The sequence below is a fragment of the Qipengyuania algicida genome (genome assembly GCF_009828025.1).
Classification (GTDB): Bacteria; Pseudomonadota; Alphaproteobacteria; order Sphingomonadales; family Sphingomonadaceae; genus Qipengyuania; species Qipengyuania algicida.
Genome location: NZ_WTYA01000016.1, coordinates 1 through 21,492 on the forward strand (window position 1 = coordinate 1; position 21,492 = coordinate 21,492).

Annotated in this window: 26 protein-coding genes and 1 tRNA gene; 10 read left to right on the top strand and 17 right to left on the bottom strand. The window is 62.7% G+C overall.

What is annotated here, in order from left to right:
* Positions 1–358: 358 nt before the first annotated feature.
* Positions 359–433 (bottom strand) — tRNA-Gly (locus GRI58_RS14795).
* A gap of 182 nt (positions 434–615) precedes the next feature.
* Between GRI58_RS14795 and GRI58_RS14800 the strand changes: the two genes are divergently transcribed.
* Positions 616–1,533, top strand: a complete 918-nt coding sequence (locus GRI58_RS14800; RefSeq protein ID WP_160754418.1) for a tetratricopeptide repeat protein — start codon at positions 616–618, stop codon at positions 1,531–1,533.
* An 11-nt stretch (positions 1,534–1,544) separates the two neighbouring features.
* A complete protein-coding gene (locus GRI58_RS14805; RefSeq protein ID WP_160754419.1) occupies positions 1,545–2,150 on the top strand; it encodes an LON peptidase substrate-binding domain-containing protein in 606 nt (201 codons plus the stop codon).
* Positions 2,151–2,162: 12 nt separating this feature from the next.
* Here the strand turns inward: GRI58_RS14805 and GRI58_RS14810 are convergent, their stop codons facing one another.
* The 11 genes from GRI58_RS14810 to GRI58_RS14860 form a co-directional block, all read right to left on the bottom strand.
* Entirely contained in the window at positions 2,163–2,798 is a 636-nt protein-coding gene (locus GRI58_RS14810; RefSeq protein ID WP_160754386.1) for a MarC family protein, read from the bottom strand.
* A gap of 3 nt (positions 2,799–2,801) precedes the next feature.
* Complete coding sequence (locus tag GRI58_RS14815; RefSeq protein ID WP_160754387.1) at positions 2,802–3,485, bottom strand: Cif family virulence factor; 684 nt, start codon at positions 3,483–3,485, stop codon at positions 2,802–2,804.
* A gap of 5 nt (positions 3,486–3,490) precedes the next feature.
* Complete coding sequence (gene folD, locus GRI58_RS14820) at positions 3,491–4,384, bottom strand: bifunctional methylenetetrahydrofolate dehydrogenase/methenyltetrahydrofolate cyclohydrolase FolD (protein ID WP_202387014.1); 894 nt, start codon at positions 4,382–4,384, stop codon at positions 3,491–3,493.
* Positions 4,384–4,674: a YggT family protein gene (locus GRI58_RS14825; RefSeq protein WP_160754388.1), complete on the bottom strand. Its 291-nt coding sequence runs from the start codon at positions 4,672–4,674 to the stop codon at positions 4,384–4,386. The genes folD and GRI58_RS14825 overlap by 1 nt, the downstream gene beginning before the upstream one ends.
* Before the next feature lie 77 nt (positions 4,675–4,751).
* The gene (gene argB / locus GRI58_RS14830; RefSeq protein WP_237452350.1) at positions 4,752–5,693 is read right to left on the bottom strand and encodes an acetylglutamate kinase; all 942 of its coding nucleotides are present in this window, start codon (positions 5,691–5,693) and stop codon (positions 4,752–4,754) included.
* Positions 5,694–5,978: 285 nt separating this feature from the next.
* On the bottom strand, positions 5,979–6,266 hold the full coding sequence (locus GRI58_RS14835) for a hypothetical protein (RefSeq protein ID WP_160754389.1): 288 nt from the start codon (positions 6,264–6,266) through the stop codon (positions 5,979–5,981).
* Between the two features lie 72 nt (positions 6,267–6,338).
* The gene (locus GRI58_RS14840; protein WP_160754390.1) at positions 6,339–6,644 is read right to left on the bottom strand and encodes a hypothetical protein; all 306 of its coding nucleotides are present in this window, start codon (positions 6,642–6,644) and stop codon (positions 6,339–6,341) included.
* Between the two features lie 233 nt (positions 6,645–6,877).
* Entirely contained in the window at positions 6,878–7,708 is an 831-nt protein-coding gene (locus GRI58_RS14845) for a hypothetical protein (RefSeq protein WP_160754391.1), read from the bottom strand.
* A gap of 294 nt (positions 7,709–8,002) precedes the next feature.
* Positions 8,003–8,299: a hypothetical protein gene (locus GRI58_RS14850; protein WP_160754392.1), complete on the bottom strand. Its 297-nt coding sequence runs from the start codon at positions 8,297–8,299 to the stop codon at positions 8,003–8,005.
* 249 nt (positions 8,300–8,548) lie between these two features.
* Positions 8,549–9,613: a ribonucleotide-diphosphate reductase subunit beta gene (locus GRI58_RS14855; protein ID WP_160754393.1), complete on the bottom strand. Its 1,065-nt coding sequence runs from the start codon at positions 9,611–9,613 to the stop codon at positions 8,549–8,551.
* 112 nt (positions 9,614–9,725) lie between these two features.
* On the bottom strand, positions 9,726–10,820 hold the full coding sequence (locus GRI58_RS14860; RefSeq protein ID WP_160754394.1) for an acyltransferase family protein: 1,095 nt from the start codon (positions 10,818–10,820) through the stop codon (positions 9,726–9,728).
* Between the two features lie 119 nt (positions 10,821–10,939).
* On the opposite strand from GRI58_RS14860, the gene GRI58_RS14865 reads away from it, so the two are divergent.
* The gene (locus GRI58_RS14865; protein WP_160754395.1) at positions 10,940–11,215 is read left to right on the top strand and encodes a hypothetical protein; all 276 of its coding nucleotides are present in this window, start codon (positions 10,940–10,942) and stop codon (positions 11,213–11,215) included.
* Positions 11,216–11,434: 219 nt separating this feature from the next.
* Here GRI58_RS14865 and GRI58_RS14870 read toward each other — a convergent pair whose 3' ends face one another.
* The 3 genes from GRI58_RS14870 to GRI58_RS14880 all read right to left on the bottom strand — a co-directional run bounded on the left by GRI58_RS14870 (position 11,435) and on the right by GRI58_RS14880 (position 14,415).
* The gene (locus tag GRI58_RS14870; RefSeq protein ID WP_160754396.1) at positions 11,435–11,827 is read right to left on the bottom strand and encodes a PepSY-associated TM helix domain-containing protein; all 393 of its coding nucleotides are present in this window, start codon (positions 11,825–11,827) and stop codon (positions 11,435–11,437) included.
* 150 nt (positions 11,828–11,977) lie between these two features.
* Positions 11,978–12,340: a hypothetical protein gene (locus GRI58_RS14875; protein WP_160754397.1), complete on the bottom strand. Its 363-nt coding sequence runs from the start codon at positions 12,338–12,340 to the stop codon at positions 11,978–11,980.
* A 29-nt stretch (positions 12,341–12,369) separates the two neighbouring features.
* Positions 12,370–14,415, bottom strand: coding sequence for a ribonucleoside-diphosphate reductase subunit alpha (locus GRI58_RS14880; protein ID WP_160754422.1), 2,046 nt, complete (start codon positions 14,413–14,415; stop codon positions 12,370–12,372).
* A gap of 533 nt (positions 14,416–14,948) precedes the next feature.
* On the opposite strand from GRI58_RS14880, the gene GRI58_RS14885 reads away from it, so the two are divergent.
* Together GRI58_RS14885 and GRI58_RS14890 are read left to right on the top strand one after the other, a co-directional pair.
* On the top strand, positions 14,949–15,191 hold the full coding sequence (locus GRI58_RS14885) for a GlsB/YeaQ/YmgE family stress response membrane protein (RefSeq protein ID WP_160754398.1): 243 nt from the start codon (positions 14,949–14,951) through the stop codon (positions 15,189–15,191).
* A gap of 189 nt (positions 15,192–15,380) precedes the next feature.
* Positions 15,381–15,737 (top strand): PilZ domain-containing protein, encoded by a 357-nt coding sequence (locus GRI58_RS14890; protein ID WP_160754399.1) that lies wholly within the window; start codon positions 15,381–15,383, stop codon positions 15,735–15,737.
* A gap of 43 nt (positions 15,738–15,780) precedes the next feature.
* On the opposite strand, the gene nadB is transcribed toward GRI58_RS14890, so the two are convergent.
* On the bottom strand, positions 15,781–17,367 hold the full coding sequence (gene nadB / locus GRI58_RS14895; protein ID WP_160754400.1) for an L-aspartate oxidase: 1,587 nt from the start codon (positions 17,365–17,367) through the stop codon (positions 15,781–15,783).
* Positions 17,368–17,560: 193 nt separating this feature from the next.
* Between nadB and GRI58_RS14900 the strand changes: the two genes are divergently transcribed.
* Together GRI58_RS14900 and GRI58_RS14905 are read left to right on the top strand one after the other, a co-directional pair.
* Positions 17,561–17,749, top strand: a complete 189-nt coding sequence (locus GRI58_RS14900; protein WP_160754401.1) for a hypothetical protein — start codon at positions 17,561–17,563, stop codon at positions 17,747–17,749.
* A gap of 78 nt (positions 17,750–17,827) precedes the next feature.
* Positions 17,828–18,025 (top strand): hypothetical protein, encoded by a 198-nt coding sequence (locus GRI58_RS14905; RefSeq protein WP_160754402.1) that lies wholly within the window; start codon positions 17,828–17,830, stop codon positions 18,023–18,025.
* A gap of 12 nt (positions 18,026–18,037) precedes the next feature.
* On the opposite strand, the gene GRI58_RS14910 is transcribed toward GRI58_RS14905, so the two are convergent.
* Positions 18,038–18,988, bottom strand: a complete 951-nt coding sequence (locus GRI58_RS14910; protein WP_160754403.1) for an ABC transporter ATP-binding protein — start codon at positions 18,986–18,988, stop codon at positions 18,038–18,040.
* A gap of 113 nt (positions 18,989–19,101) precedes the next feature.
* Here GRI58_RS14910 and GRI58_RS14915 point away from each other — a divergent pair, with 113 nt between their 5' ends.
* The 3 genes from GRI58_RS14915 to tldD are packed head-to-tail and all read left to right on the top strand — an operon-like array spanning position 19,102 to position 21,447.
* Entirely contained in the window at positions 19,102–19,668 is a 567-nt protein-coding gene (locus GRI58_RS14915; protein ID WP_160754404.1) for a DUF4402 domain-containing protein, read from the top strand.
* 58 nt (positions 19,669–19,726) lie between these two features.
* Positions 19,727–19,987, top strand: a complete 261-nt coding sequence (locus GRI58_RS14920) for a zinc-finger domain-containing protein (RefSeq protein WP_160754405.1) — start codon at positions 19,727–19,729, stop codon at positions 19,985–19,987.
* Positions 19,988–20,019: 32 nt separating this feature from the next.
* Positions 20,020–21,447, top strand: coding sequence for a metalloprotease TldD (tldD, locus tag GRI58_RS14925; protein ID WP_160754406.1), 1,428 nt, complete (start codon positions 20,020–20,022; stop codon positions 21,445–21,447).
* The last annotated feature ends 45 nt before the right edge of the window (positions 21,448–21,492 follow it).

A 21,492-nucleotide genomic window follows, 5' to 3' on the forward strand; every position in this document is an offset into this window, starting at 1 on the left:
GATGGCCATCCCACCAAGGCCGGTCCCTTACGGAACAGCACGCAAATAACACGGATCGATAATACAAGGAGCGCATCATCCGATGCGCGGGACAGAGTGCGACCACAGCCCCGCTCCGAATCACGGGCGTTGCGGGGTATCCCCGCAGAAGGGGTAGACGGAAACAGCGAAGCGGCTCCGGCTCAGGGGAAGGCTTTCCCCAAAAAAGGCCAAAAATCAGGGATTGTTTGGCCGAGATTTAGGACCGCGCGGGTCAACACCACTAACCGGCGGTGTTGACTGGGTGTTGACCAGTGCAATCGGCATCGCAGCGGCGCCTTTCGGCACCGCCTTAATACGTTGTAAGATATAGGAAAACTGGAGCGGGCGAGGCGATTCGAACGCCCGACCCCAACCTTGGCAAGGTTGTGCTCTACCCCTGAGCTACGCCCGCTCACTGGCGTTTACCGGCGCATGGGCCGGTTGGGAGGCGCGCGATTAGCAGCGTGATCCGGGTGGCGCAAGACCAATCTTGCACGCCTTGCCACTGAAACGCTCACCCTTCACATTATGCACCGTGTGCCCCACATGGGCGCTGCAACGCAATTTGATGTGAAAGGACGTTTCGTGGCGAGCATGGGTCTCAATCTCGACGAGCAGAAGGCGGTCGAACGCTTCCGCCAGACTGTGGTCGAACCGTCCAAGACCAGTCTCGTGATCCTGGATTTCTGGGCCGAATGGTGCGGGCCATGCAAGGCGCTTGGCCCGGTGCTGGAAAAGGTCGCCGCCGATTATGCCGACAAGGGCGTGGTTCTGGCCAAGGTCGACGTCGACAAGGAGCAGTTCATCGCCTCTCAGTTCCAGGTCCGCTCCATCCCGACCGTCTATGCGATCTTCCAAGGGCAGCCGGTGGCCGATCTCACCAGCGCACGCACCGAATCGCAGTTGAAGCAGGTGATCGACCAGTTACTCGCGCAGTTGCCGATCGGCGATGCGGGCGGTGCGGGGGCCGACAAGGGCGAGGAAATCGCGCAATTCATCGCTATGGCCGACAATATCCTCGCCGAAGGCGATGCCCAGCGCGCAGCGGGAATTTATGGTCAGGTGGTGGAGATGGCCCCCGACAACGCAGCAGCCCATGCCGGGCTGATCCGCGCGCTGGCGCAGGATGGCATGGTAGAGGAAGCGCAGGAGGTGCTCACAGCCGCGCGGGCCAATCCGGCTGTGGCCGAAGACCCGTTGATAGAACAGGCGGCGAGCGCGCTCGATCTGCTGGGTGACAGGCCCGACGAGGGGGAGTTGGAGGCACTGCGCGCCAAGGCTGCGGGCAACGCCGATGATATGGATGCGCGGCTCGCCTATGCTGAAGCGGCTTTCGCGGCAGGCAAGCGTGAGGATGCCGCTGACGAGCTGCTCGCCATGATCGAGGCGGATCGCGAGTGGAACGAAGGCGCTGCACGCGCCAAGCTGTTGCAGATTTTCGAGGCAGTCGGGCTGGAAGACCCGTGGGTGGTTGCGACGCGGCGGCGGCTGTCGAAGCTGCTGTTCGGCTGAGCGCGCGAGCGATGCGGCTGTCGATCTTTCCCTTGCCAGGTGCGATCCTGTTTCCGGGTTTGCGGCTGCCGTTGCATATCTTCGAGCAGCGCTATCGCGCGCTGACCGGCGATGCGCTCGCGCGGGATCGGCGGATCGCGATGATCCAGCCGCAAGGCGGTGAGGAAGGGGCGCAGCTTTTCACGGTCGGCTGTATCGGGCGCATCGGCGAAGTCGAGGCGATGGAAGACGGGCGCTATAACCTCGTGCTCGAGGGCGAGGCACGATTCCGCCTGCTGCGCGAGCTCGACGTGACGACCCCGTTCCGGCAGGTCGAAGGTGAGCTTATCGAGGACGATCCCGAAGCGGTGCTGTCGAGCATCGAGCGTGCGGCATTCGAGCGCGAGGCGAGGGCCTTTGCCGATGCGCAAGGCTACAGCGTCGACTGGGATTCTGTCGAGCGACTCGACGATCAGTCGCTGATCAACGGCGTTTCCCAGATCGCGCCGTTCGATTTTGCTGCGAAGCAGGCTTTGCTCGAAGCGCCGAACCTGCGGGAGCGTTGCGAGCTGTTGATCCAGCTGATGCAGTTCTTCGCTTTGCGCGACGACGGTGAGGACCGGGTCACGCTGCAATAATCGACCGACTGGTCAGATCCCGAATGCGCCTTTGATCCCGTCGATCACATATTGCGCAGCGAGCGCTGCCAGCAACACCCCGAGCAAGCGCGTGATCACCGCTTCGACCCGATCTCCGAACAGCCGCATCAGCGGACCTGCGGCCATCAGCGCGAGCATGGTCAGCACCAGCACGGAACCCAGCGCGGCCAGCACCACCATCGTCCCGTCGAACCCGTCGGCGCGCGCGGTCAGCAGCATGATCGAGGCGATCGCGCCGGGCCCTGCCATCATCGGCATCGCCATGGGGAACACCGAAACGTCCTCGACTTCCGGCGTCATGGCGTTCTGCGCCGCGACCTTCTCGGCCCGCTCCTCGCGCCGTTGGGTGCGCTTCTCCATCACCATGTCGAGCGCGATGATGAACAGCATCAGCCCGCCTGCGATGCGGAAGCTGTCGAGCTCGATATGCATGCCCTTGAGCAGCGCCTCGCCGAACAGCGCAAACACCAGCAGGATGATACCCGCTATCACCGTGGCGCGAATTGCCATTGACCGGCGTTGCGCACCGCTCGCACCCTTGGTCAGCCCGGCATAGATAGGCGCGCAACCGGGCGGGTCGATCACCACGAACAGGGTGATAAAGGCGGAGAGGAACAATTGGCCCATGGTTCAGCCCTCTACCTTGAAATCGGCGTTGAGCACGCTTTTCATTGTACCTCCGCTCGCCATCCAGACTTCGAAATGGCGGGTCTTGCCATCGGGCGAAATGGTCCAGTCGTAGCGCAAAGTGCCGTCGTTAGAGGCCTTGGCTACCGCCGGTTGCGTGCCGCGCTGGCGTGGATCGTGGCCGACCGGACAATCGGCGATGTTGCCCTCGAGGAATTCTGGTGCCTTGAGCGGTTCGGCGGTCGCTTCGCCCTGATCGAGCTCCCACAAATACTCGCCCTTCTTCTGTCGTCGCCAGACGGTGGTGAAGACGCCATGCGTGCCATTGGGGCCGCTCCAGCCTCCGCGCGTGACCGCCAGCGATCCGTCGCAGCTCGACCACACCTGATGCGCGTCCCAATCCACGGCTTGAGCAGGTTCCTTGCGGTCCTTGAGCCAGTCGCGCGCATTGACCGGCTGGGGCACGAACATCACCGCATCCTTGGTCGCAAAGTCGCGGAAAGCCTTCCACTGACCCTGCTCCTGCGCCTCGCGCGCAAAGGCGATCTCGGCGGCGACGACACCGGCGATATTGGCCCCGCTCATGATCCGATCGCGTCGCTCCTGCCGACTTTCGCGGGCATGGGCAGCGCCCAGCGCGCTGGCGCCGAGTGTCAGGCCGGCAAGCAAGGCAAGTAAGCGACGCATTGCGACTAAAGCGACTCCGGTGCTGGCAGGCCCGCATTGCGACACGCGGCGACGAGCGTATTGCGGAGCAGCACCGCGATGGTCATCGGACCAACTCCGCCAGGTACAGGGGTGATCGCTCCGGCAACCGTGCAGGCCTCCTCGAAAGCGACATCGCCCACCAGTCTGCCCTTGGTCGCGCCATCGGCTGGTGGCAGGCGGTTGATACCGACATCGATGACCGTTGCACCAGGCTTGAGCCAGTCGCCGCGCACCATTTCGGGGCGTCCGACGGCAGCGACGACGATATCTGCGCGCCGCACCACTTCGGGCAAGTCGCGCGTACGGCTGTGCGCGATGGTTACGGTGCAGCTTTCCTGCAGCAGCAGTTGGGCCATCGGCTTGCCGACAATGTTCGAACGACCGATGACAACGGCATCGAGACCCGAGAGGTCGCCCAATTGGTCTTTCAGCAACATCAGACAGCCCAGCGGGGTACATGGCACGAAGCCGGGCTGGCCGACTGCGAGCCGTCCGGCGTTGATGACGTGGAAGCCATCGACGTCCTTGTCCGGATCGATCGCGGCAATCACCTTCTGCTCGTCCATATGACGGGGCAGCGGCAATTGCACGAGGATGCCATCAACTGCCTCATCGGTGTTGAGCCGGTCCACCAAGGCGAGCAGTTCGGCTTCCGGCGCATCAGTGGGCAGGCGATGTTCGAAGCTTGCCATCCCGGCCTCGACCGTCTGCTTGCCCTTCGAGCGCACATAGACCTGGCTCGCAGGATCTTCGCCCACCAGCACCACCGCGAGGCCCGCCTTGCGCCCCGTTGCGGACTCAAATCTTGCGGCTTCGGCTCCGACCTTTTCGCGCAATGTGGCGGCGAAGGCTTTTCCGTCGATAATTTCGGCAGTCATCAGGACAGCATAATTCCCTTGAGGACCAGCAGGATCACATTGAGCAGGATGATCAGTACCAGCGGCGAGAAGTCGATCGCCCCGGTATTGGGCAGCACGTTGCGGATCGGCCGCAAGACTGGCTCAAGCAGGCGGTTGATCGCCATGTAGAAGCTGGAGAGGAACTCGTTCGAGCTGTTGATCACGTTGAACGCAAACAGTAGCCCGATGATGAACTGGATGATGATGAGCATCACCAGAACATTGGTGAGCATCTGGATGATCTCGTAGAGTGTGTAGAGCGCCTGCATGTATCCGTCCGTTGCCCGTTTTGTGTGCGTTCGTCGTCTCTGCCTGTCTTACAGTGCTAATACGCTGGAGGCCAGCCTCAACTGCCCGAGTCCGACGCGAGGCTGATCAGCGTGCCTGCCCCGCGGGCGGTGAAGAATTCCAGCAGCATCGCGTGTGGCACCCGCCCGTCGAGCACCACCGCCGCTTCGCACCCCGCCTCCACCGCGCTGACGCAGGTTTCCAACTTGGGGATCATTCCGCCGTTGATCGTGCCATCCTGGTGGAGCGCGGCGATCTTGTCCGGGGTGAGATCGGTCAGCAACGCGCCATCCTTGTCGAGTACGCCCGGTACATCGGTCAGCAGCAAAAGCCGCGCTGCGCCCAGCGCCCCGGCGAGCGCGCCCGCCATGGTGTCGGCGTTGATGTTGTAGGTTTCCCCGTCCTCTCCAGCGCCGATGGGGGCGACGATCGGGATCATCCCTGCGGCCACTGCCGTATCGATCACTCCGGTATCGACGGTTGTCGGTTCGCCCACGAAGCCGAGGTCGAGGGCCTGTTCGATATTGCTGTCCGGGTCCTTGCGCGTGCGCGTGACCTTGGTCGCGGTGACCAGCCCGCCATCCTTGCCCGACAGTCCGATCGCCTTGCCCCCGGCGCGGGCGATCCAGCCGACGAGCTGCTTGTTGATTGCACCCGACAGCACCATTTCGGCGATGTCGGCGGTGGCCTTGTCGGTCACGCGCAAACCGTCGACGAAGGTGCTTTCGACGCCCAGCTTCGCCAGCATCGCGCCGATCTGAGGCCCGCCGCCGTGGACCACCACCGGGTTGATGCCGACCGCCTTGAGCAACACCACGTCGCTCGCGAATTCCATCGCCGCGCGCTCGTCCCCCATCGCGTGGCCGCCGTATTTCACCACGAAGGTGCGCCCGGCATAGCGTTGCAAGTACGGCAGCGCCTCGATCAGCGTTTCCGCCTTGGCGCGGATCGCGGCCATGTCCGCCTGCGGTGCGGCGGTGTGAGGTTCGGTCCCGGTCATGTCCCGCGCGCGTTAGCCGCCCCGGCGCGGCGTGGAAAGGGCGGAAATGCTTGCGCCCCGCATCGAATGCAAGCGGTCAGCCGGGCGAGAGGTGGTGGACCAGCACCATCACCAGCAGCACCACGACAAGAGCACCCCAAAGCCAGCGGCGCTGCTCCTCGGGATCCGGCTTTGGCAATGACATGGGCGGGTTCAACGAAAATGATTGATGAAGTAAGGCTTTAACCGCCCATCCACGCCCCCGTTCCAGCCTGAATCGACCGAATTTGAGATAGTTGCGACGAATCAGTGCTTGGGGGTGATCGCCCAGGGGTTGGTATGCTTGTCCGACTGGTGCGAGGCGCCGCTGCTGTCGCCACCCCAGCCGATGCCGTTCATGGCGGAATTGATCGCGGCTGCATCCTGCGCGCTGTCGTCGTCCTGCGCAGAGGAATCGGCGCTCGCGACATGGCTCTTGGCGGCGGTGTGATGGCTGGGCGAAGGCACGCTGCAATAGGCGGTCAGACACACCCCGGCGGCCCACCACAGCGCCTTCCACCGGCTGCGAAACACGTTCTGATACTTCGCCAACATGGTCGTTGGGGTACGCCTGCGAGGTTAACGAGAGGTTTGCAGCCACAGGCCCGCGCGGGGATGGAACACGGATCACGGTTTTGAAACCTGTGACTTTCGCCCGCCGTGCTCGCCCGAGGAGGCCGCGCGATCGAGCTGGGCGAGGTGCTGGAGCAGCGCGGAATCGTCCGGTTTCCGGCGGATTGCGACGAAGCGCCCGCGATGCATCACCACCACCATCAGGCCGGAGGATGCGCGGGTCGCGGGATCGATCCCTGTGGACTTCGTGCTGGCCAAGTCCACAGGGTCATGTGGCGTTCCCAGCGCCGCATCCCACGCCGCCGCAAAGCCCGCCGCCCCTGCTCGCTTGCGCAGGCGATAGGCGCTCTCCCGCCCCATGCTCACCGCCCGCGCCGCCGCGATGACCGAGCGGGTCTGGGCCAGATAGCCGATGAACGCGGCCTGCCGCTCGGGCGTCTAGCCATCGCGGCGCGCATTGAGCGGAACCGGATGGAAAGCAGGAATGCGCCGGGGGAGCGCGCGCGGCGAGGGTGGCGGCCAGTGCTTCATGGCGGCGAGGGTAGGCGGCGGGTGGCGGTGTAGGAAAATGGTTTGGGGCGTTGTGCTTTCCGTCAGCTCTTTGGCCGGGTTTGACTCTCTTGGGTCGGATCGGGCTTCACCGACACAGCGGCTGAGCAGGTCACCGATTTCCCATCGTCGGATACGCTGCAATTGTCCGGTTCCATTTCCTCCGAAGTGTTACCGGTGGCATCGTCGAGTTGCGAGGCGATCGCCTCGGCCGCCGCTTCCGGCTCGGCGCCGGCGGGAATATCCCCGTCTCCCTCGATGGCCTTACGCATCATCGTGTTCCACGCCTCGTTAGGTCCGGCAAGCTGGCGGTCGATGTCGTTGGCCATCAGCGCGGCGACCGGATCGTCGGCCTGTGAACGTAGGCGGTCGCGCTCGGCCTCCAGCATCGGCTTGCGCTGGTCTTGCGGCGCGGCCAGGACTTTGGCGTAGAAGCGCACCATTTGCATCCACGGCGCATCGTCGCTCAGCACGTCTTCACCCCAGCGCGAGAACGGACCGCCTGCCGGGATCCATTGCCCATCGCGCTGATCGAGAAAAAACAGGGCAGTGGTGCCACGCGGGAACATGTAGCGGATGCAGCCGCCGATATAGCTGAGCGGATGGGCGCTTTCGAGCTCATAGGGGTTGCTGAGCACGCCAAATCCGCGCTTGTCCGGCTGCGGTACCAGCACGGCTCCGGCGATTTCGACTCTGCCTGAAGGCATGGTGCCTTTCAGGGCAGCAATCGGTTCGACCACCAATTTGGAATCCCACATGCCGTCCCCCTTGACCTCGCCTACGACGCGCGCACGCAAGATCAGCGCGGTCTTGCCGACGAGTTCGAGATTTGTGGGGACACGATAATCTTTCACCACCGAACAGGCTTGGGCCATGGGTGTAAGGACTGGCGAAAAGGCGAGCACCAAAGCTGCCACAAGATGATGAAATCGCATGGTTTGATGCTACCGCGGGTGAAAGCAAAGTAAAGTCGGGAGTGTCCCAATCCCTGGCGTAAGTCCGGTCCGGCGACCAGCCGACCGCAAGCGCGACCGCGCGCCGCGGCTTATGCCGCGCAGCCAAGCGGGCCAAATGGCCCGCGCCCGGCGCTTGGATCCGCAACCAAAGGTGGTGGCACTAGCTGCTCATGCGTCGCAATTCGCTAAGCGCCCGAAGACGAAGAGCACGGTTTAGTGATTCGCATTAGGATCGATCATGGGCTGACCGGGGACAAATCGTGGCCCGTCACGCTGCGTTGCGTCATCCGGGTATCCTGACATCGTATCCGTGACGTGTTTGAAGCCGGCGCTCGCGCCCGGTGCTTTGTCGGGATTGCACCCCGCTTCGACGAGCTTTGTGCGCACTTGTTGGAGCTTCTGTATCCCCTGAATCGCGTTGAGGCCCATCATCGCTACCCCAGATTCCCCGGCTGGAAACAGTTCTTCGCGCAGTTTGTCGCAATGTGGCCCCCATGCTGGAGCCTGCATTTCAGCAATCTCGGTATCAAGAGCTTGCTGGAACAGACCAAGCGTCAGCGAGGTAGACCGGAACGCAGGCGAAATCCGTTCGTCGGGCGCGTCGCCGCGAATGACGTGGGCTGAGATGCGAGTGAGCCTTTAATAGCATGATTTCCCCTCCCAAAGTTTGCCGACTTGCTCGGCGACAAACTTCCTGCGAAGGGTCAGTTATCATATGTTTAATCGCGTTTTAGGAACAGCGTGATGGCAAAGCTGCCATCACTCCGCCGCCACGCTCCCGCTCTCATCGCCAAACAGACCCGGCCCCTCGGCCTCGTCCGTCTCGTCGGCTTCGTTGGCGGCCTTGGCCTTGTGGCGCTTGTCGAAACTCGACCACACGTCGTTCCAATTGCCCTTGGTCGCGCCCTTCGAATATTCGGTCGCGCGGGTTTCGAAGAAGTTGGCGTGTTCCACCCCGTTCAGCAGCGGGGCAAGCCAGGGCAGCGGGTGGTCCTCGATCATGTAGATCGGCTGCAGGCCCAGCTGGCCCAGCCGCCAGTCGGCGATGTAGCGGATGTATTTCTTGATTTCCTTCGCCGTCATTCCGCTCACCGGGCCCATTTCGAAGGCGAGGTCGATGAAATTGTCCTCCAGCCGCACCGACTTCTGGCAGATGTCGATGATGTCTTCCTTCACCGCCTTGGTGTAGCAATCGCGCTCGCGCACGAATTCGTGGAACAGGCGGATGATGCCTTCGCAGTGCAGGCTTTCATCGCGCACCGACCAGCTGACGATCTGGCCCATGCCCTTCATCTTGTTGAAGCGCGGGAAGTTCATCAGCATGGCGAAGCTGGCGAAAAGCTGCATCCCTTCGGTGAATCCGCCGAAAGCGGCCAGCGTGCGGGCGATATCCTCGTCCGTGTCGACCCCGAAGACTTGCAGGTAGTCGTGCTTGTCCTTCATCTCCTCATATTCCATGAACGCGGAATATTCGCTTTCGGGCATGCCGATGGTGTCGAGCAGATGGCTGTAGGCGGCGATATGCACCGTCTCCATGTTGCTGAAGGCGGTCAGCATCATCTTGACTTCGGTGGGCTTGAACACGCGGCCGTATTTGTCGTGGTAGCAATCCTGCACCTCGACATCGGCCTGGGTGAAGAAGCGGAAGATCTGGGTGAGCAAATTGCGCTCATGCTCGGTGATCTTCTGCGCCCAGTCGCGGCAATCCTCGCCCAGCGGCACTTCTTCCGGCATCCAGTGAATCTGCTGCTGCCGCTTCCAGAACTCATAGGCCCATGGGTATTCAAAGGGCTTGTAGGTCTTGCGGGCTTCCAGCAACGACATCTTGATTCTCCGGGATCTGGCGTGAACGACTCATATAGTGAATCACGCGCGCTTTTCGAAGGCAAGAGTGGATGATTCGGCGGGGATAAACCCGGATAAGTTTTTTGCGCCTTCAGTATGTCCGCAGCGGTTTGCGCGGACCACCCTTGGTCAGCCGCCGTGCGTAATCGGTGATCGGCTTTTCGTAATAAAAGGTGGAAACATGCGCCGCCGCCCAGGTGATCAGCATCAGCAGCGGGCGCTTGGCATATTTGACCAGCGTGTCGCCCGAGCCGAGCCAGCTATGCGCGAACATCACGTGGAAGACGTAAAGCGCGTAGCTGATCTTGGCGATATAGGCCGCCGCGCGCGAGCAGAACACATATCGCAGCCAGCCGGGCGCGTGATACAGCGTCACCCCGACCATCGCCGCGACGCCATAGGGCCTCAAATATGCGAGCGCGGTATGGTCGAAGAAGGTGACGACGACTGCGATGGCGGCAATGACATAGAAGTTGATCCGCGAGAGCCACTCGGCAGGGCGCGGGCCGAACATCCCGTGGTAGATGAGCGATAGGGTGGCGCCGGCGAGGATCTCGTCGATCCGCTGCCAGGTGAAGATGCTGACGGTGGCGTGCTGCGCCACGCGCCCGGCGGTAAAGGCGAGTGCGAGCAGCGGCAGCAGGTACAGCGCGCGGCGCCCGCCCGCCATCACCAGCAGCGCGATGCCGATGTAGAAATACATCTCGACGCACAGGCTCCACAAATGCTCGCCGCCCGGCATCAGGCGCGTCGGCGGGAGATTGGCATAGAAGGCGAGATTGGCGATGAGGTCCGGCCATGTGACCCCGGACTCGCCCGCCCAGCGATCGGCGAAAAACAGAGCGAACATCGCCAGCCATGCCAGCGGCAGGATGCGCATGATCCGGCGCACCAGGAACGGGCCGGGCTCGGGCCGGTCGATCAGGAAGCGGGTGATGAGGAAGCCCGACAGGGTGAAGAAGATCGCCATGCCGAGCAGCGCGGCGAAATCGTTCAGGCCCTGCAGCACCGCATTGAGCGGCAGCCAGTGCCCGGCGATCACCAGCAGGATCGAACTCGCGCGCCAGCCGTCGAGCAGCGCCAGATGGTCGCCGGATTGCTTTGTTGCCGCGGGGTTTGCAGGCGTCGTCGGACCCGTCCGATTGTCCTGCGGCGAAGGGCCGGAACTGGTCGCGCTTTCGGTCATGCCGCGAGCCTTACCATCAAGCTTTTCAAAAAGGGTAACCTTTGTCGCGCTGGACCTGTGCGGGACAAGGAACCGTTCCGCCCCTCGTGCGATTAACCATCGTAAAGGAGGCTTATCCGATGACCGAAAACGATCCCGAGGATAGCGGCGCCCCGTCAGGCGACGCTGAATCGGCCGAGCGGGAGATCGCGCGCGCGGCGGGCGACCACCGCCGCATGGCGATCGACAACGACACGGGCATCGCACGGCCGAGCTACGATCAATATGCGGTCAACGATCCCGACAGCATCGACAAGCTGGCGCAGGAGCGTGCCCGCGAGGCGGAAATCTCCGCGCGCGAGCAGGATGTCCGCGAAAAGGATTCCGGGCAGGAGGGTGGGCCGGAGGCGGCCTGAACCGGACTGTCGCCAAGTTTACGGGGTGCTGTGCGGACTGTCCGCGGACCCCTTTGCGGGTCGGTCCCGCAACCCCGGCGCCCCGCCCATTACCGGCGGGGCGTCTTTTTTTCCAGCCTACTGCTTCGAGTTTTTGCTGCCCTACCGCTTCGAGTTCTTTTGCGCCCTACCGCTTTGCTACTTGAGGGCGGGATGGGGGCGGGTGAGGGCAGTGGCAGTTCACTTCCAGAACCAGCGGCTTTTGGCCTTGCGGCGGGCGCGTTCGCGCCACATGCGGATGTAGAGCCACACGCCCGAAAAGGCGAAGAACAGAAGCGCGAGGCCGGAGAGGAAGCTGATCGCCTCGCCAGCCGGGCCGAAGGTTTCGCCCGAGTGGAGATGGTGGAAGAAGCCGACCAGTTTGCCGATCCCCTGCCGCTCGGCGCGCGGCGGGCGACATGTCCAGCCTTCGGGGCACTCGAACCCTGCGGGCGGTGCAGCGGCGGCAGCGGCTTGCGCACTTGGAGCCGCCGAGGGCCACCAGGCCGCGACATGGCTGAGCACGCCGGTCGCCGCGATCCAGAACAGGAAGATGCCGAAAAAGACCGACAGCCAGCGATGCCATTTGCGCATGAAGACCCCTCTAATGCGATTGGTTTGCAATAGCACCAATCAGCATGTGAGCATCGGCAGCGCAAGGGATATTTTGTCGCGGAGTGTCGTGAGCGACCGCTCCGATAAGGTGAAGCCGTGAGCGACGCCTGCTCGAGCAGACTCGACCGATCAAATTTGTGGCGGATCGCCGTGGCCACCCGGTCTATCGGCAAAGATACTGAAACTTATCGGTTTCGTGCTCAGTTGCTTGTAGATCACCCAGCCAATCAGCCCGGCGACCGGCAACCACATATAGGCGAATGTCACGAGATCGATCGCGTTGGGCCGATTGAGCAGGAGGTAGGAATACCACCATTCCTCCAGCAAGCCTGCCCGCCCATGCGCATCGATGACGATACCGAAGCTGTCCGGGAAATGAGCTTTACCCCAGAGCCAGAACAGCGGCACCATATATGCGATGGTGCCGCCGATCAGGACCAGCTTTTGACGCCAGCTCTTGCGCTTCCGAGGAGTTTTGCCCGCTTGCATCATGTTCCGTCGGACCCTTGGAGGCGTTCACATCACTGGCAGGCGAGGCATTCCTCGTAATCGGTCTGTTCGCCGGCGGTCAGCTCGTATTTTGCCGCGTCGGCGGTGTTGTCCGCTTCCACGCCACCCGCGAAACCGGCGCGCTGCACGCTCTTGCTCCGCAAATAATAGAGCGACTTGATGCCCTTCTCCCATGCCTGGAAGTGCAGCATCATCAGGTCCCACTTGTCGACATCGGCGGGGATGAACAGGTTGAGGCTCTGTGCCTGGTCGATGAACGGCGCACGGTCGGCGGCGAATTCGAGCAGCCAGCGCTGGTCGATTTCGAAGCTGGTCTTGTAAACCGCCTTTTCTTCCGGCGTAAGGAAGTCGAGGTGCTGGACCGAACCGCCTTTCTCGAGGATCGAATTCCACACATTGGTCGAATTCTTGCTCTTCTTGTCGAGCAGTTTTTCCAGATACGGGTTCTTCACGATGAAGCTGCCCGACAGCGTCTTGTGCGTGTAGATATTCGCCGGGATCGGCTCGATACAGGCGCTGGTGCCGCCGCAGATGATGCTGATCGATGCGGTCGGTGCGATCGCCATCTTGCAACTGAAGCGCTCCATCGATCCCATTTCGGCGGCGTCCGGGCACGGGCCACGCTCCTGCGCGAGGAGCAGGCTGGCTTCCTCCGCCTTGGCGGCGATGTGCTTGAACATCTTGAGGTTCCAGACCTTCGCCATCGGGCTTTCGAAGCCGATGCCTTTCAACTGAAGGAAGGAGTGGAAACCCATCACGCCCATGCCGACTGACCGCTCGCGCTCGGCGGAATATTTCGCCCGCGCCATCTCGTCGGGCGCGCGATCGATGTAGTCCTGCAGGACATTGTCGAGGAAGCGCATCACGTCTTCGATAAAACGCTTGTCGCCGTTCCACTCATCCCATTTTTCGAGGTTGAGCGAGCTGAGGCAGCATACCGCCGTACGATCGTTGCCGAGATGGTCGCGGCCCGTCGGCAGGGTGATTTCCGAGCACAGGTTCGAGGTCGAAACCTTGAGGCCCAACTCGCGGTGATGCTTGGGCATCATCCGGTTCACCGTGTCGGAGAAAACGATATAGGGCTCGCCCGTGGCGAGGCGCGTTTCGACCAGCTTCTGGAACAGCGAACGCGCATCGACGGTCTTGCGGACCGAGCCGTCGCGCGGGCTGACGAGATCGAACTCGGTGCCATTGCGCACCGCTTCCATGAATGCATCGGTCAGCAGCACGCCATGGTGCAGGTTCAGCGCCTTGCGGTTGAAGTCGCCCGAAGGTTTGCGGATTTCGAGGAATTCCTCGATCTCCGGGTGGCTGACGTCGAGATAGCACGCTGCCGAACCGCGCCGCAGCGAACCCTGCGAAATCGCCAGCGTCAGGCTGTCCATCACCCGCACGAAGGGGATGATGCCGCTGGTCTTTCCGTTGAGGCCAACCGGCTCGCCGATCCCGCGCACATGGCCCCAATAGGTGCCGATGCCGCCGCCCTTGCTGGCCAGCCAGACATTCTCGTTCCAGGTGTTGACGATGCCGTCGAGGCTGTCGTCGACCGAATTGAGGTAACAGGAAATCGGTAGGCCGCGATGGGTGCCGCCGTTCGACAGCACAGGCGTTGCCGGCATGAACCACAGCCGCGAGACATAGTCGTACAGGCGCTGGGCGTGCTCGGCATCGTCGGCATAGGCATCGGCGACGCGGGCGAACAGATCCTGGTAACTTTCACCCGGCAGCAGATAACGGTCGGTCAGCGTTTCCTTGCCGAACTCGGTCAGATTCGCATCGCGTGCAGGATCGGTCCGGACGTCGAAACGCCGGTCCAGCACTTTCTTGCTGTCCGACTCGGGTTTGGCGGCGGCCTTGACCGCTTCGGCCATTGCCCCGGTCATCGCTGTTGTTGCCGCGCTCGCCAGCGCTTCGCTGCCCTTGTCTTCGCTTGCCATCGTCATTGCCTTCCCGCCGGTGCTCTTCCCGCCGGTCTTCGTTTCAATTGTCGTCGCGGTCTCGTCGACGCTGTCCAGGTCGAGATCCATGTCCGTGTCGCCCCCGCTTCTGAAATCCATCATGTGCCCCGTCGTCCCGCCAGTGATTGTCCAGACCTTGCGCAACATATCGATGTTCCGCATGTGTTCGATTCGAACGGCGCGCAGCCGCTCTAGCATTTCGCTGTCGTTCGCGGGCGAAAATTTATCCCCGACTTGCCCACAGACCGGGCAAAGAAGGCACTGACCGATATGGGTATCGGCAGGTGCGTTCGCTAGGTCTTGTGGGTACCCCCCGTGTCACGACCACTAGATAGTGAATCAGTGCGGCCCGGTGCGCAAGAGGGTGAATGATCGTTTAACGCTCGCTTCCGGTTATTCCAGCCGGTGGTTTGCGCAAGTCATACACCGCGACGCGTGGACAAAGCTGGGCTGGTCGACTGCGCAAGGGCAAAAATGAATCTGCGAAAAAATTTTTGCGGGTAAAAGGCGCCCATGCGGGGTTTGAATCATTCGAATCGAACCGCGCAATATCGCTGCGTCCGGGAGCGGTGCGGGGCTAGTGTTCCACGCATCCGGGTGCGGCCGTCAGGACAATCAACAGGGAGCAGGTCATGATCAATATCATCGTCACCATCATCATCGGGTTTATCGTCGGCGTGCTGGCGCGTTTCTTCTATCCCGGCGCGGTCGAGATGAGCTGGTTGTGGACCATCGTCCTGGGCATCGCCGGATCGCTGCTGGCGGGCATGGTGACCCATCGCGGTCAGGCTGGTTTCCACCGGGCGGGCTTCATTGCCTCGATCATCGGCGGGATGGTGCTGATCCTAGTGGGCCGCCTGCTGCATATCGGTTGACGAACACGCGCCGCCGCCATCGACCGGGTGGTGGCGGCTCGCTCGGACATTGTCGCGCGCAACAACCCGATCCAATTGATCATATGTTAATTTTTCCATGCCATGGTTCTAGGGGATCAGAAAAAGATGGTGCCTGCAAAAGCGGAGCACCACCGGACCAGGTCGCACCAGGACGGGACGGAACAGACTATGGACGAGCGGGAATCGGAACGGCTGACGAGCGAGGCGGTGATCTTCACCGTTGTTAAGGGCTTGCGTCGGGCGCATGTGTGTCAGAATATTTCGCGACTGGGCTGCATGATCGAAACGGGCGATCTGCGTGTATCGACGGGGACCGATGTCGAAGTCGAATTCGTCGAGGGCGTCAGCGTCCCGGGACGCGTCATCTGGTCGCGCCAAGGACATCTCGGCATTGCCTTCCGCGATGAACTCAATCTGGCGACGGTGCGCTATCTCGCGCTGATCGACCGACCCGATATGGACGACCACGCGCTACGCGACCGGTTCGGGCGATTGCTGCCGGAAATCCTCGCCCGCGCATCCTGAAAGTGCGCGGCCAGCTCCGTCATAAGCACTAAGGCCAAAAGCACTAAGGGACGAGCACCGTGTCGCGCGGCTCGTCCGCAGTCTCCGGGTAGTCCAGCGTGTAATGCAGTCCGCGGCTTTCGTGCCGCTTGAGCGCCGATTGCACGATCAGGTCGGCGGCCTGGTGCAGATTGCGCAGCTCGATCAGATCGGTGGTGACGCGGAAGCTGCCGTAATAATCGTCGATCTCCTGCCCCAGCATCGCAATGCGGTGTGCCGCCCGCTCCAGCCGCTTGGTGGTGCGCACGATCCCGACATAATTCCACATGAAGCGGCGGATTTCGGTCCAGTTCTGCTTGATGACCACTTCCTCGTCCGAATCGGTGACGCGGCTGGCGTCCCACGCGCGGATTGCAGGGGGATCTTCGAGCTCGTCCCAATGGGCGAGGATGTCGGAGGCTGCCGCCTCGCCGAAGACGAAGCATTCGAGCAGCGAATTGGACGCAAGGCGGTTGGCGCCGTGAAGTCCGCTCTCAGTCACCTCTCCCGCCGCCCACAGGCCGGGAAGATCGCTGCGCCCGGCAAGATCGATCACCACCCCGCCGCAGGTATAATGCTGCGCTGGCACCACCGGAATCGGCTGGCGCGTCATGTCGATCCCGAGCCCGATCAGCTTGTCGTAGATCGTCGGGAAGTGCTGCTTCACGAAATCGGCGCCCATGTGGCTGATATCGAGATGCACGAAATCGAGCCCGAAGCGCTTGATCTCGGCATCGATCGCCCGGGCGACGACATCGCGCGGGGCTAGCTCCATGCGTTCGGGGTCGTAATATTCCATGAAGCGCTTGCCGGTGCGCGGATTGATCAATCGCCCGCCCTCGCCACGCACCGCCTCGGTGATGAGGAAGTTCTTGACCTCGAGGTTGTAGAGGCAGGTGGGGTGGAACTGCATCATCTCCATGTTGGAGACGCGCGCGCCCGCACGCCAGGCCATCGCGATCCCGTCGCCGGTCGCCCCGCGCGGTGCGGTCGAGAAGCGATAGACGCGGCCCGCCCCGCCGCTCGCCAGCACGGTGGCGCGCGCGACATGGGTGACGACCTCGCCGCTCGCCTCGTCGAGCGCATAGGCACCCCAGACGCGGCCCGAACCGGAGAATTGCTCCTGATGGTGCCCGGTGACCAGATCGATGCAGGTCTGGCCCGGCAGCAGGGTAATGTTGGGATTGGCCTCGGCGGCTTTCAGCAACGCTTCCTGAACCGCCCAGCCGGTCGCATCGTTCACATGGACGATCCGGCGATGCGAATGGCCGCCCTCGCGGGTGAGGTGAAGGTCGCCGCTCTCGCGGTTGAACGGCACGCCCAGCTCGCTGAGCCGGTCGATCGAGGCGGGCGCGCGGCTGATGACATATTCGACCACATCGCGGTCATTAAGGCCCGCGCCGGCCACCATCGTGTCGCGCACATGGTTTTCGAAGGTGTCGCCCGCATCCAGCACCGCGGCGATACCGCCCTGTGCCCAGGCGGTCGATCCGCCGGTGAGCGCGCCCTTGGCGAGCACGAGTACGCGCTTCGTTTCTGCCAGGGCGAGCGCCGCGGTAAGCCCCGCCGCGCCGGACCCGATTACCAGTACATCATGCGTTTCAGCCGTCATGGCATCGTCATGGACAATGGCCCGCGCTGCGACAAGCGCTGTTTTGGCTCCGTCGAACCGTGTCGCAAGTTCGACACATGCCGGACTCGCAACGCTTCGCCGAAAGCCGCTTCACCGGCGGAAAATCACGGTTAACGCGTCGCCCGACAGGGAATGATTCGACGGGGGTTGGATAAGGGAGGTCGCAAGAACCATGAAAATCACCAAGATTGCCTGCGCTTTAGGCTATCATCGTATCGACGAAAGTTCGATCAGGCACGTCCATGCGGGCCATGTCGGGCGTTGCCGCCGCTGTTCGACCGCCATGGAAGAGCTCGAACCGCATGTCTGGGTCCAGCACCGGGTGCATGATGCAGGTCTGGGTCCACGCGGATTGCGCTAGGGCAGTTCAGCGGGCAGCCGCTTGCGCCGGGCCTGACCAACTCTATAATCCCCGGATCTCAATTTTGGGGGTTATACCGTGTCGGAAGCGTCGAAGACGGACCGCAATCTGCGCCACGAACTGGCCAATGCGAAGCAGGAGCAAATTGCCCTCAAGGGAATGCTCAAGCGTGCTGCCGACGAGCTTGACCATGTGGTCGAAGAGAATTGTTCGAACGAAGCCAAGCTTGATGCGAGCGTGGCGGCATCGCGCCTGCGCCGCGCCGCATCCAGCTAAGCTTCGTAAGGATCAGTCCGTCCCGGTAAGCTGGACGAACACGTCCTCCAGATCGGCCTCGCGCGTGGTGACGTCCTCGATCGCATAGCCGTGGCTCTGGACCCGGGCGAGCACCTGTCCGGCGGTGGTCTCGTCGCGATTATAGGTGATGTCGAGCCGCCGCGGTTCGACCACCTCGACCTTCAGGAAGGCCTCTTCCATCGGCGGACCGGCGATATCCTTGTCGACACTGACCGAGACGATCTTCTCGCGCGCCATGCCGACCAGTTCGCGGGTCGGCTTGTCGGCGATTACCTCGCCGTGGTTGATGATCGCGATGCGGTCGCACAATTGTTCGGCTTCCTCGAGGTAGTGGGTGGTCAGCACCACCGTCACGCCTTCGTCGTTGAGGCCGGTCACCAGCTCCCACAATTGCCGCCGCAGCTCGACATCGACCCCGGCGGTGGGTTCGTCGAGCACGAGGATCGGCGGTGAATGGACCATCGCCTTTGCCACCAGCAGGCGGCGCTTCATCCCGCCCGACAGCGTGCGGGCATAGGCATCGCGCTTGTCAGCCAGATGGACCGCGCGCAGCAGCTCTTCCGATTTGCGCAGCGCTGCCGGGATACCGTAGAAACCGCCCTGGTTCTCGAGCACTTCGAACGGGGTGAAGAACGGATCGAAGACGATTTCCTGCGGTACGATTCCGATCGAGCGTTTGGCGTTGCGCGGGCTCTCGTCGATATCGAAACCCCAGATTTCGGCGGTGCCCGAGGTCTTGTTGACCAGACCCGCAAGGATATTGATCAGCGTCGACTTGCCCGCGCCATTGGGTCCGAGCAAGCCGAAGATCTGGCCTTGCGGGACATCGAAGCTGACGCCTTTCAAGGCAAGCTTGCCTTCGTCCTCGCTCGCGCCCTTGGGCGGGGCATAGCGCTTGACGAGATTGTCGATCCGGATTGCGGGAGGCGGCAGGTCGGTCATGACGCCCATGCTCTAGGGATCGTGGCGCGCATGGCAAGCGGCTGAGTGCTGCAAATATGATTCCGCGCGATTGCTTAGCCCTCCGGTAACCTTTTTCGCCTAAGACAGCTCTGATGGGATCGAACTGGGGGACATGGTGGTCGCGCCTTGCCGCGACGGGTTGCACGCTAGCGGCGATGCTGGCGCCGGGGCAACTGCACGCGCAGTCAGGGTCCGGCGCGTCGATGGATTCGACCGTCACCATCACCAATCCGGGCAAGCTGTCAAAGCTGCAGGATCTCGAATTCGGCAGCATCGTGACCGGCACGGCAGGCGGGACGCTGACGGTCAAGCCGGACGGAACCACGACAACCACTGGCACGCTGACCCCGGTCGGGGGGGATTATCCGGCAGCCTTCAACATGCAGCGCCGAATCTTCGTCGACTATCCGACCTATGCCGCGCCCAAGGTCAGCGACAGCATCGTCCTGACCAACACCACGGATCCATCCGCGACCATGATGGTCACCAACTTCACCACCGATTTCAACCGCACCGTGCGCGTTGGCTTCTTCACGCTGCCAGCCTATTACTTCAGCACCAATTATGTCTTCAAGATCGGCGCGACCGTGCATGTGGCGGCGAACCAGAAGCCGGGCACCTATCGCGGACAGTTTGTGGTGGTGGTCGATTACCAGTAGCGCGCGTGCAAAAACCGGCGTTGCGTACGGCGGCGACTGGCGGTATCGGCCTTAGCCCATGAGTATTCCGCCACCCGAAACCACTTTGGTCGACACGCGCCGCGTCTGGTGCGACGGGGCGACCGATATCCGCAGCGGCGAAAACTATCGCCCTGCTGCGCTCGGCCATCCCAAGGTCTATCTCGAAATCGACGAACACGGTTATGTCGATTGCGGCTACTGCGACCGGCGCTTCGTGCTCAAGGGCGGCCCCGCCGATGGGGTGGATCAGTCCAGGCTGGTCGATATTTCCGAAGGTGGCGACCCGGGCCACAGGTGACGCGGGCGGCTGGAGCGCCTATCTAGGCCGCGATGACCCAGCCGACCGACCCCGCCAGCCTGCTTTACGCACCCGACAAGCTTTCCCCTGAAGAGGCGCGCGCGTTGACCGCGCGGCTGCTCGAACGCTGCGACGACGGTGAACTCTACCTTCAGTTTGCCGCTTCGGAAGCTTTCTCCTTCGACGACGGGCGGCTGAAGCTGGCAGATTATTCGCGCGAATCGGGGTTCGGCCTGCGCGGTGTCTCGGGCGAGATGACCGGCTTCGCCCATGCCAACGACATCAGCGCCACGGCGATCGCGCGGGCGGGCGAGACGCTCAAGCTGCTCGATCCGGCAAATGCCCCGATTGCCGCGCCGCCACGCCGGACCAATCGCCATCTCTACACCGACCAGAGCCCGCTCGATCTGGTGCCCTTTGCCGAAAAGGTCGCGCTGCTCGAAAAGATCGATGCGGTGGCGCGCGCCAAAGACCCGCGCGTGGCGCAAGTGTCTGCCAGCCTGCAGGCGAGCTGGAGCGTGGTCGAGATCGTCCGCCCGGACGGCTTCACCGCGCGCGATATTCGCCCACTGGTGCGGCTCAATGTCGGGATCGTCGCGGAAAGCAACGGCCGGCGTGAAAACGGCAGCTACGGCTTTGGCGGACGCCATCTCTACGATCAGCTGTTCGACGAGGGCCATTGGATGACCGCAGTCGACGAGGCGGTTCGGCAGGCGCTGGTCAATCTCGACAGTATGCCTGCGCCTGCGGGCGAGCGGACCGTGCTGCTCGGACCCGGCTGGCCAGGCGTGCTGTTGCACGAAGCGGTCGGGCACGGGCTCGAAGGCGATTTCAACCGCAAGGGCACCAGCAGCTTTTCCGGGCGCATCGGCGAGCGGGTTGCCGCGCCCGGTGTGACGGTGGTCGACGATGGCTCGATCCAGAACCGCCGCGGCTCGCTGGCGATCGACGACGAGGGCACTCCGACCGGCGAGACGGTGCTGATCGAGGATGGCATCCTCAAGGGCTATATGCAGGACCGCCTCAACGCGCGGCTGATGGGGGTCGAGCCGACCGGGAACGGTCGCCGCCAGAGCTATGAACACGCGCCCATGCCGCGAATGACCAACACCTTCATGCGGGCCGGCTCCGACGATCCCGCAGAGCTCCTCAGCCGCGTCAGGGATGGCATCTACGCGACCAGTTTCGGTGGCGGGCAGGTCGATATCACCAGCGGCAAGTTCGTTTTTGCCTGTACCGAGGCCTACAAGGTCGAGAACGGCAAGATCGTCGCCCCGATCAAGGGCGCGACGCTGATCGGCGACGGGCCGAGCGTGCTGACCCGCGTGATCGGCATCGGCAACGATCTGGAACTCGATCGCGGTGTCGGCGTGTGCGGCAAGGGTGGACAAAGCGTACCTGCAGGGGTCGGACAGCCCACCTTGCTGATCGACGGGATTACGATAGGCGGAACGGCCTGAGCGGTGAACCGTTAAAGTCAGTGAGGGTTCATCGCCGAGGTAATA

What these genes read in the sequence shown, in the direction of transcription:
- GRI58_RS14915 (WP_160754404.1), top strand. Translation starts at nt 19,102, where the DNA reads ATGGGATCGAACTGGGGGACATGGTGGTCGCGCCTTGCCGCGACGGGT.
- GRI58_RS14910 (WP_160754403.1), bottom strand. Translation starts at nt 18,988, where the DNA reads ATGACCGACCTGCCGCCTCCCGCAATCCGGATCGACAATCTCGTCAAG.
- tldD (WP_160754406.1), top strand. Translation starts at nt 20,020, where the DNA reads ATGACCCAGCCGACCGACCCCGCCAGCCTGCTTTACGCACCCGACAAG.
- GRI58_RS14800 (WP_160754418.1), top strand. Translation starts at nt 616, where the DNA reads ATGGGTCTCAATCTCGACGAGCAGAAGGCGGTCGAACGCTTCCGCCAG.
- GRI58_RS14845 (WP_160754391.1), bottom strand. Translation starts at nt 7,708, where the DNA reads ATGGCCCAAGCCTGTTCGGTGGTGAAAGATTATCGTGTCCCCACAAAT.
- argB (WP_237452350.1), bottom strand. Translation starts at nt 5,693, where the DNA reads ATGACCGGGACCGAACCTCACACCGCCGCACCGCAGGCGGACATGGCC.
- GRI58_RS14920 (WP_160754405.1), top strand. Translation starts at nt 19,727, where the DNA reads ATGAGTATTCCGCCACCCGAAACCACTTTGGTCGACACGCGCCGCGTC.
- GRI58_RS14865 (WP_160754395.1), top strand. Translation starts at nt 10,940, where the DNA reads ATGACCGAAAACGATCCCGAGGATAGCGGCGCCCCGTCAGGCGACGCT.
- GRI58_RS14840 (WP_160754390.1), bottom strand. Translation starts at nt 6,644, where the DNA reads ATGGGGCGGGAGAGCGCCTATCGCCTGCGCAAGCGAGCAGGGGCGGCG.
- GRI58_RS14850 (WP_160754392.1), bottom strand. Translation starts at nt 8,299, where the DNA reads ATGCAGGCTCCAGCATGGGGGCCACATTGCGACAAACTGCGCGAAGAA.
- GRI58_RS14835 (WP_160754389.1), bottom strand. Translation starts at nt 6,266, where the DNA reads ATGTTGGCGAAGTATCAGAACGTGTTTCGCAGCCGGTGGAAGGCGCTG.
- GRI58_RS14890 (WP_160754399.1), top strand. Translation starts at nt 15,381, where the DNA reads ATGGACGAGCGGGAATCGGAACGGCTGACGAGCGAGGCGGTGATCTTC.
- GRI58_RS14900 (WP_160754401.1), top strand. Translation starts at nt 17,561, where the DNA reads ATGAAAATCACCAAGATTGCCTGCGCTTTAGGCTATCATCGTATCGAC.
- GRI58_RS14875 (WP_160754397.1), bottom strand. Translation starts at nt 12,340, where the DNA reads ATGATGCAAGCGGGCAAAACTCCTCGGAAGCGCAAGAGCTGGCGTCAA.
- GRI58_RS14870 (WP_160754396.1), bottom strand. Translation starts at nt 11,827, where the DNA reads ATGCGCAAATGGCATCGCTGGCTGTCGGTCTTTTTCGGCATCTTCCTG.
- GRI58_RS14815 (WP_160754387.1), bottom strand. Translation starts at nt 3,485, where the DNA reads ATGCGTCGCTTACTTGCCTTGCTTGCCGGCCTGACACTCGGCGCCAGC.
- GRI58_RS14880 (WP_160754422.1), bottom strand. Translation starts at nt 14,415, where the DNA reads ATGGATTTCAGAAGCGGGGGCGACACGGACATGGATCTCGACCTGGAC.
- GRI58_RS14860 (WP_160754394.1), bottom strand. Translation starts at nt 10,820, where the DNA reads ATGACCGAAAGCGCGACCAGTTCCGGCCCTTCGCCGCAGGACAATCGG.
- nadB (WP_160754400.1), bottom strand. Translation starts at nt 17,367, where the DNA reads ATGACGGCTGAAACGCATGATGTACTGGTAATCGGGTCCGGCGCGGCG.
- GRI58_RS14855 (WP_160754393.1), bottom strand. Translation starts at nt 9,613, where the DNA reads ATGTCGTTGCTGGAAGCCCGCAAGACCTACAAGCCCTTTGAATACCCA.
- GRI58_RS14825 (WP_160754388.1), bottom strand. Translation starts at nt 4,674, where the DNA reads ATGCAGGCGCTCTACACACTCTACGAGATCATCCAGATGCTCACCAAT.
- GRI58_RS14805 (WP_160754419.1), top strand. Translation starts at nt 1,545, where the DNA reads ATGCGGCTGTCGATCTTTCCCTTGCCAGGTGCGATCCTGTTTCCGGGT.
- GRI58_RS14885 (WP_160754398.1), top strand. Translation starts at nt 14,949, where the DNA reads ATGATCAATATCATCGTCACCATCATCATCGGGTTTATCGTCGGCGTG.
- folD (WP_202387014.1), bottom strand. Translation starts at nt 4,384, where the DNA reads ATGACTGCCGAAATTATCGACGGAAAAGCCTTCGCCGCCACATTGCGC.
- GRI58_RS14810 (WP_160754386.1), bottom strand. Translation starts at nt 2,798, where the DNA reads ATGGGCCAATTGTTCCTCTCCGCCTTTATCACCCTGTTCGTGGTGATC.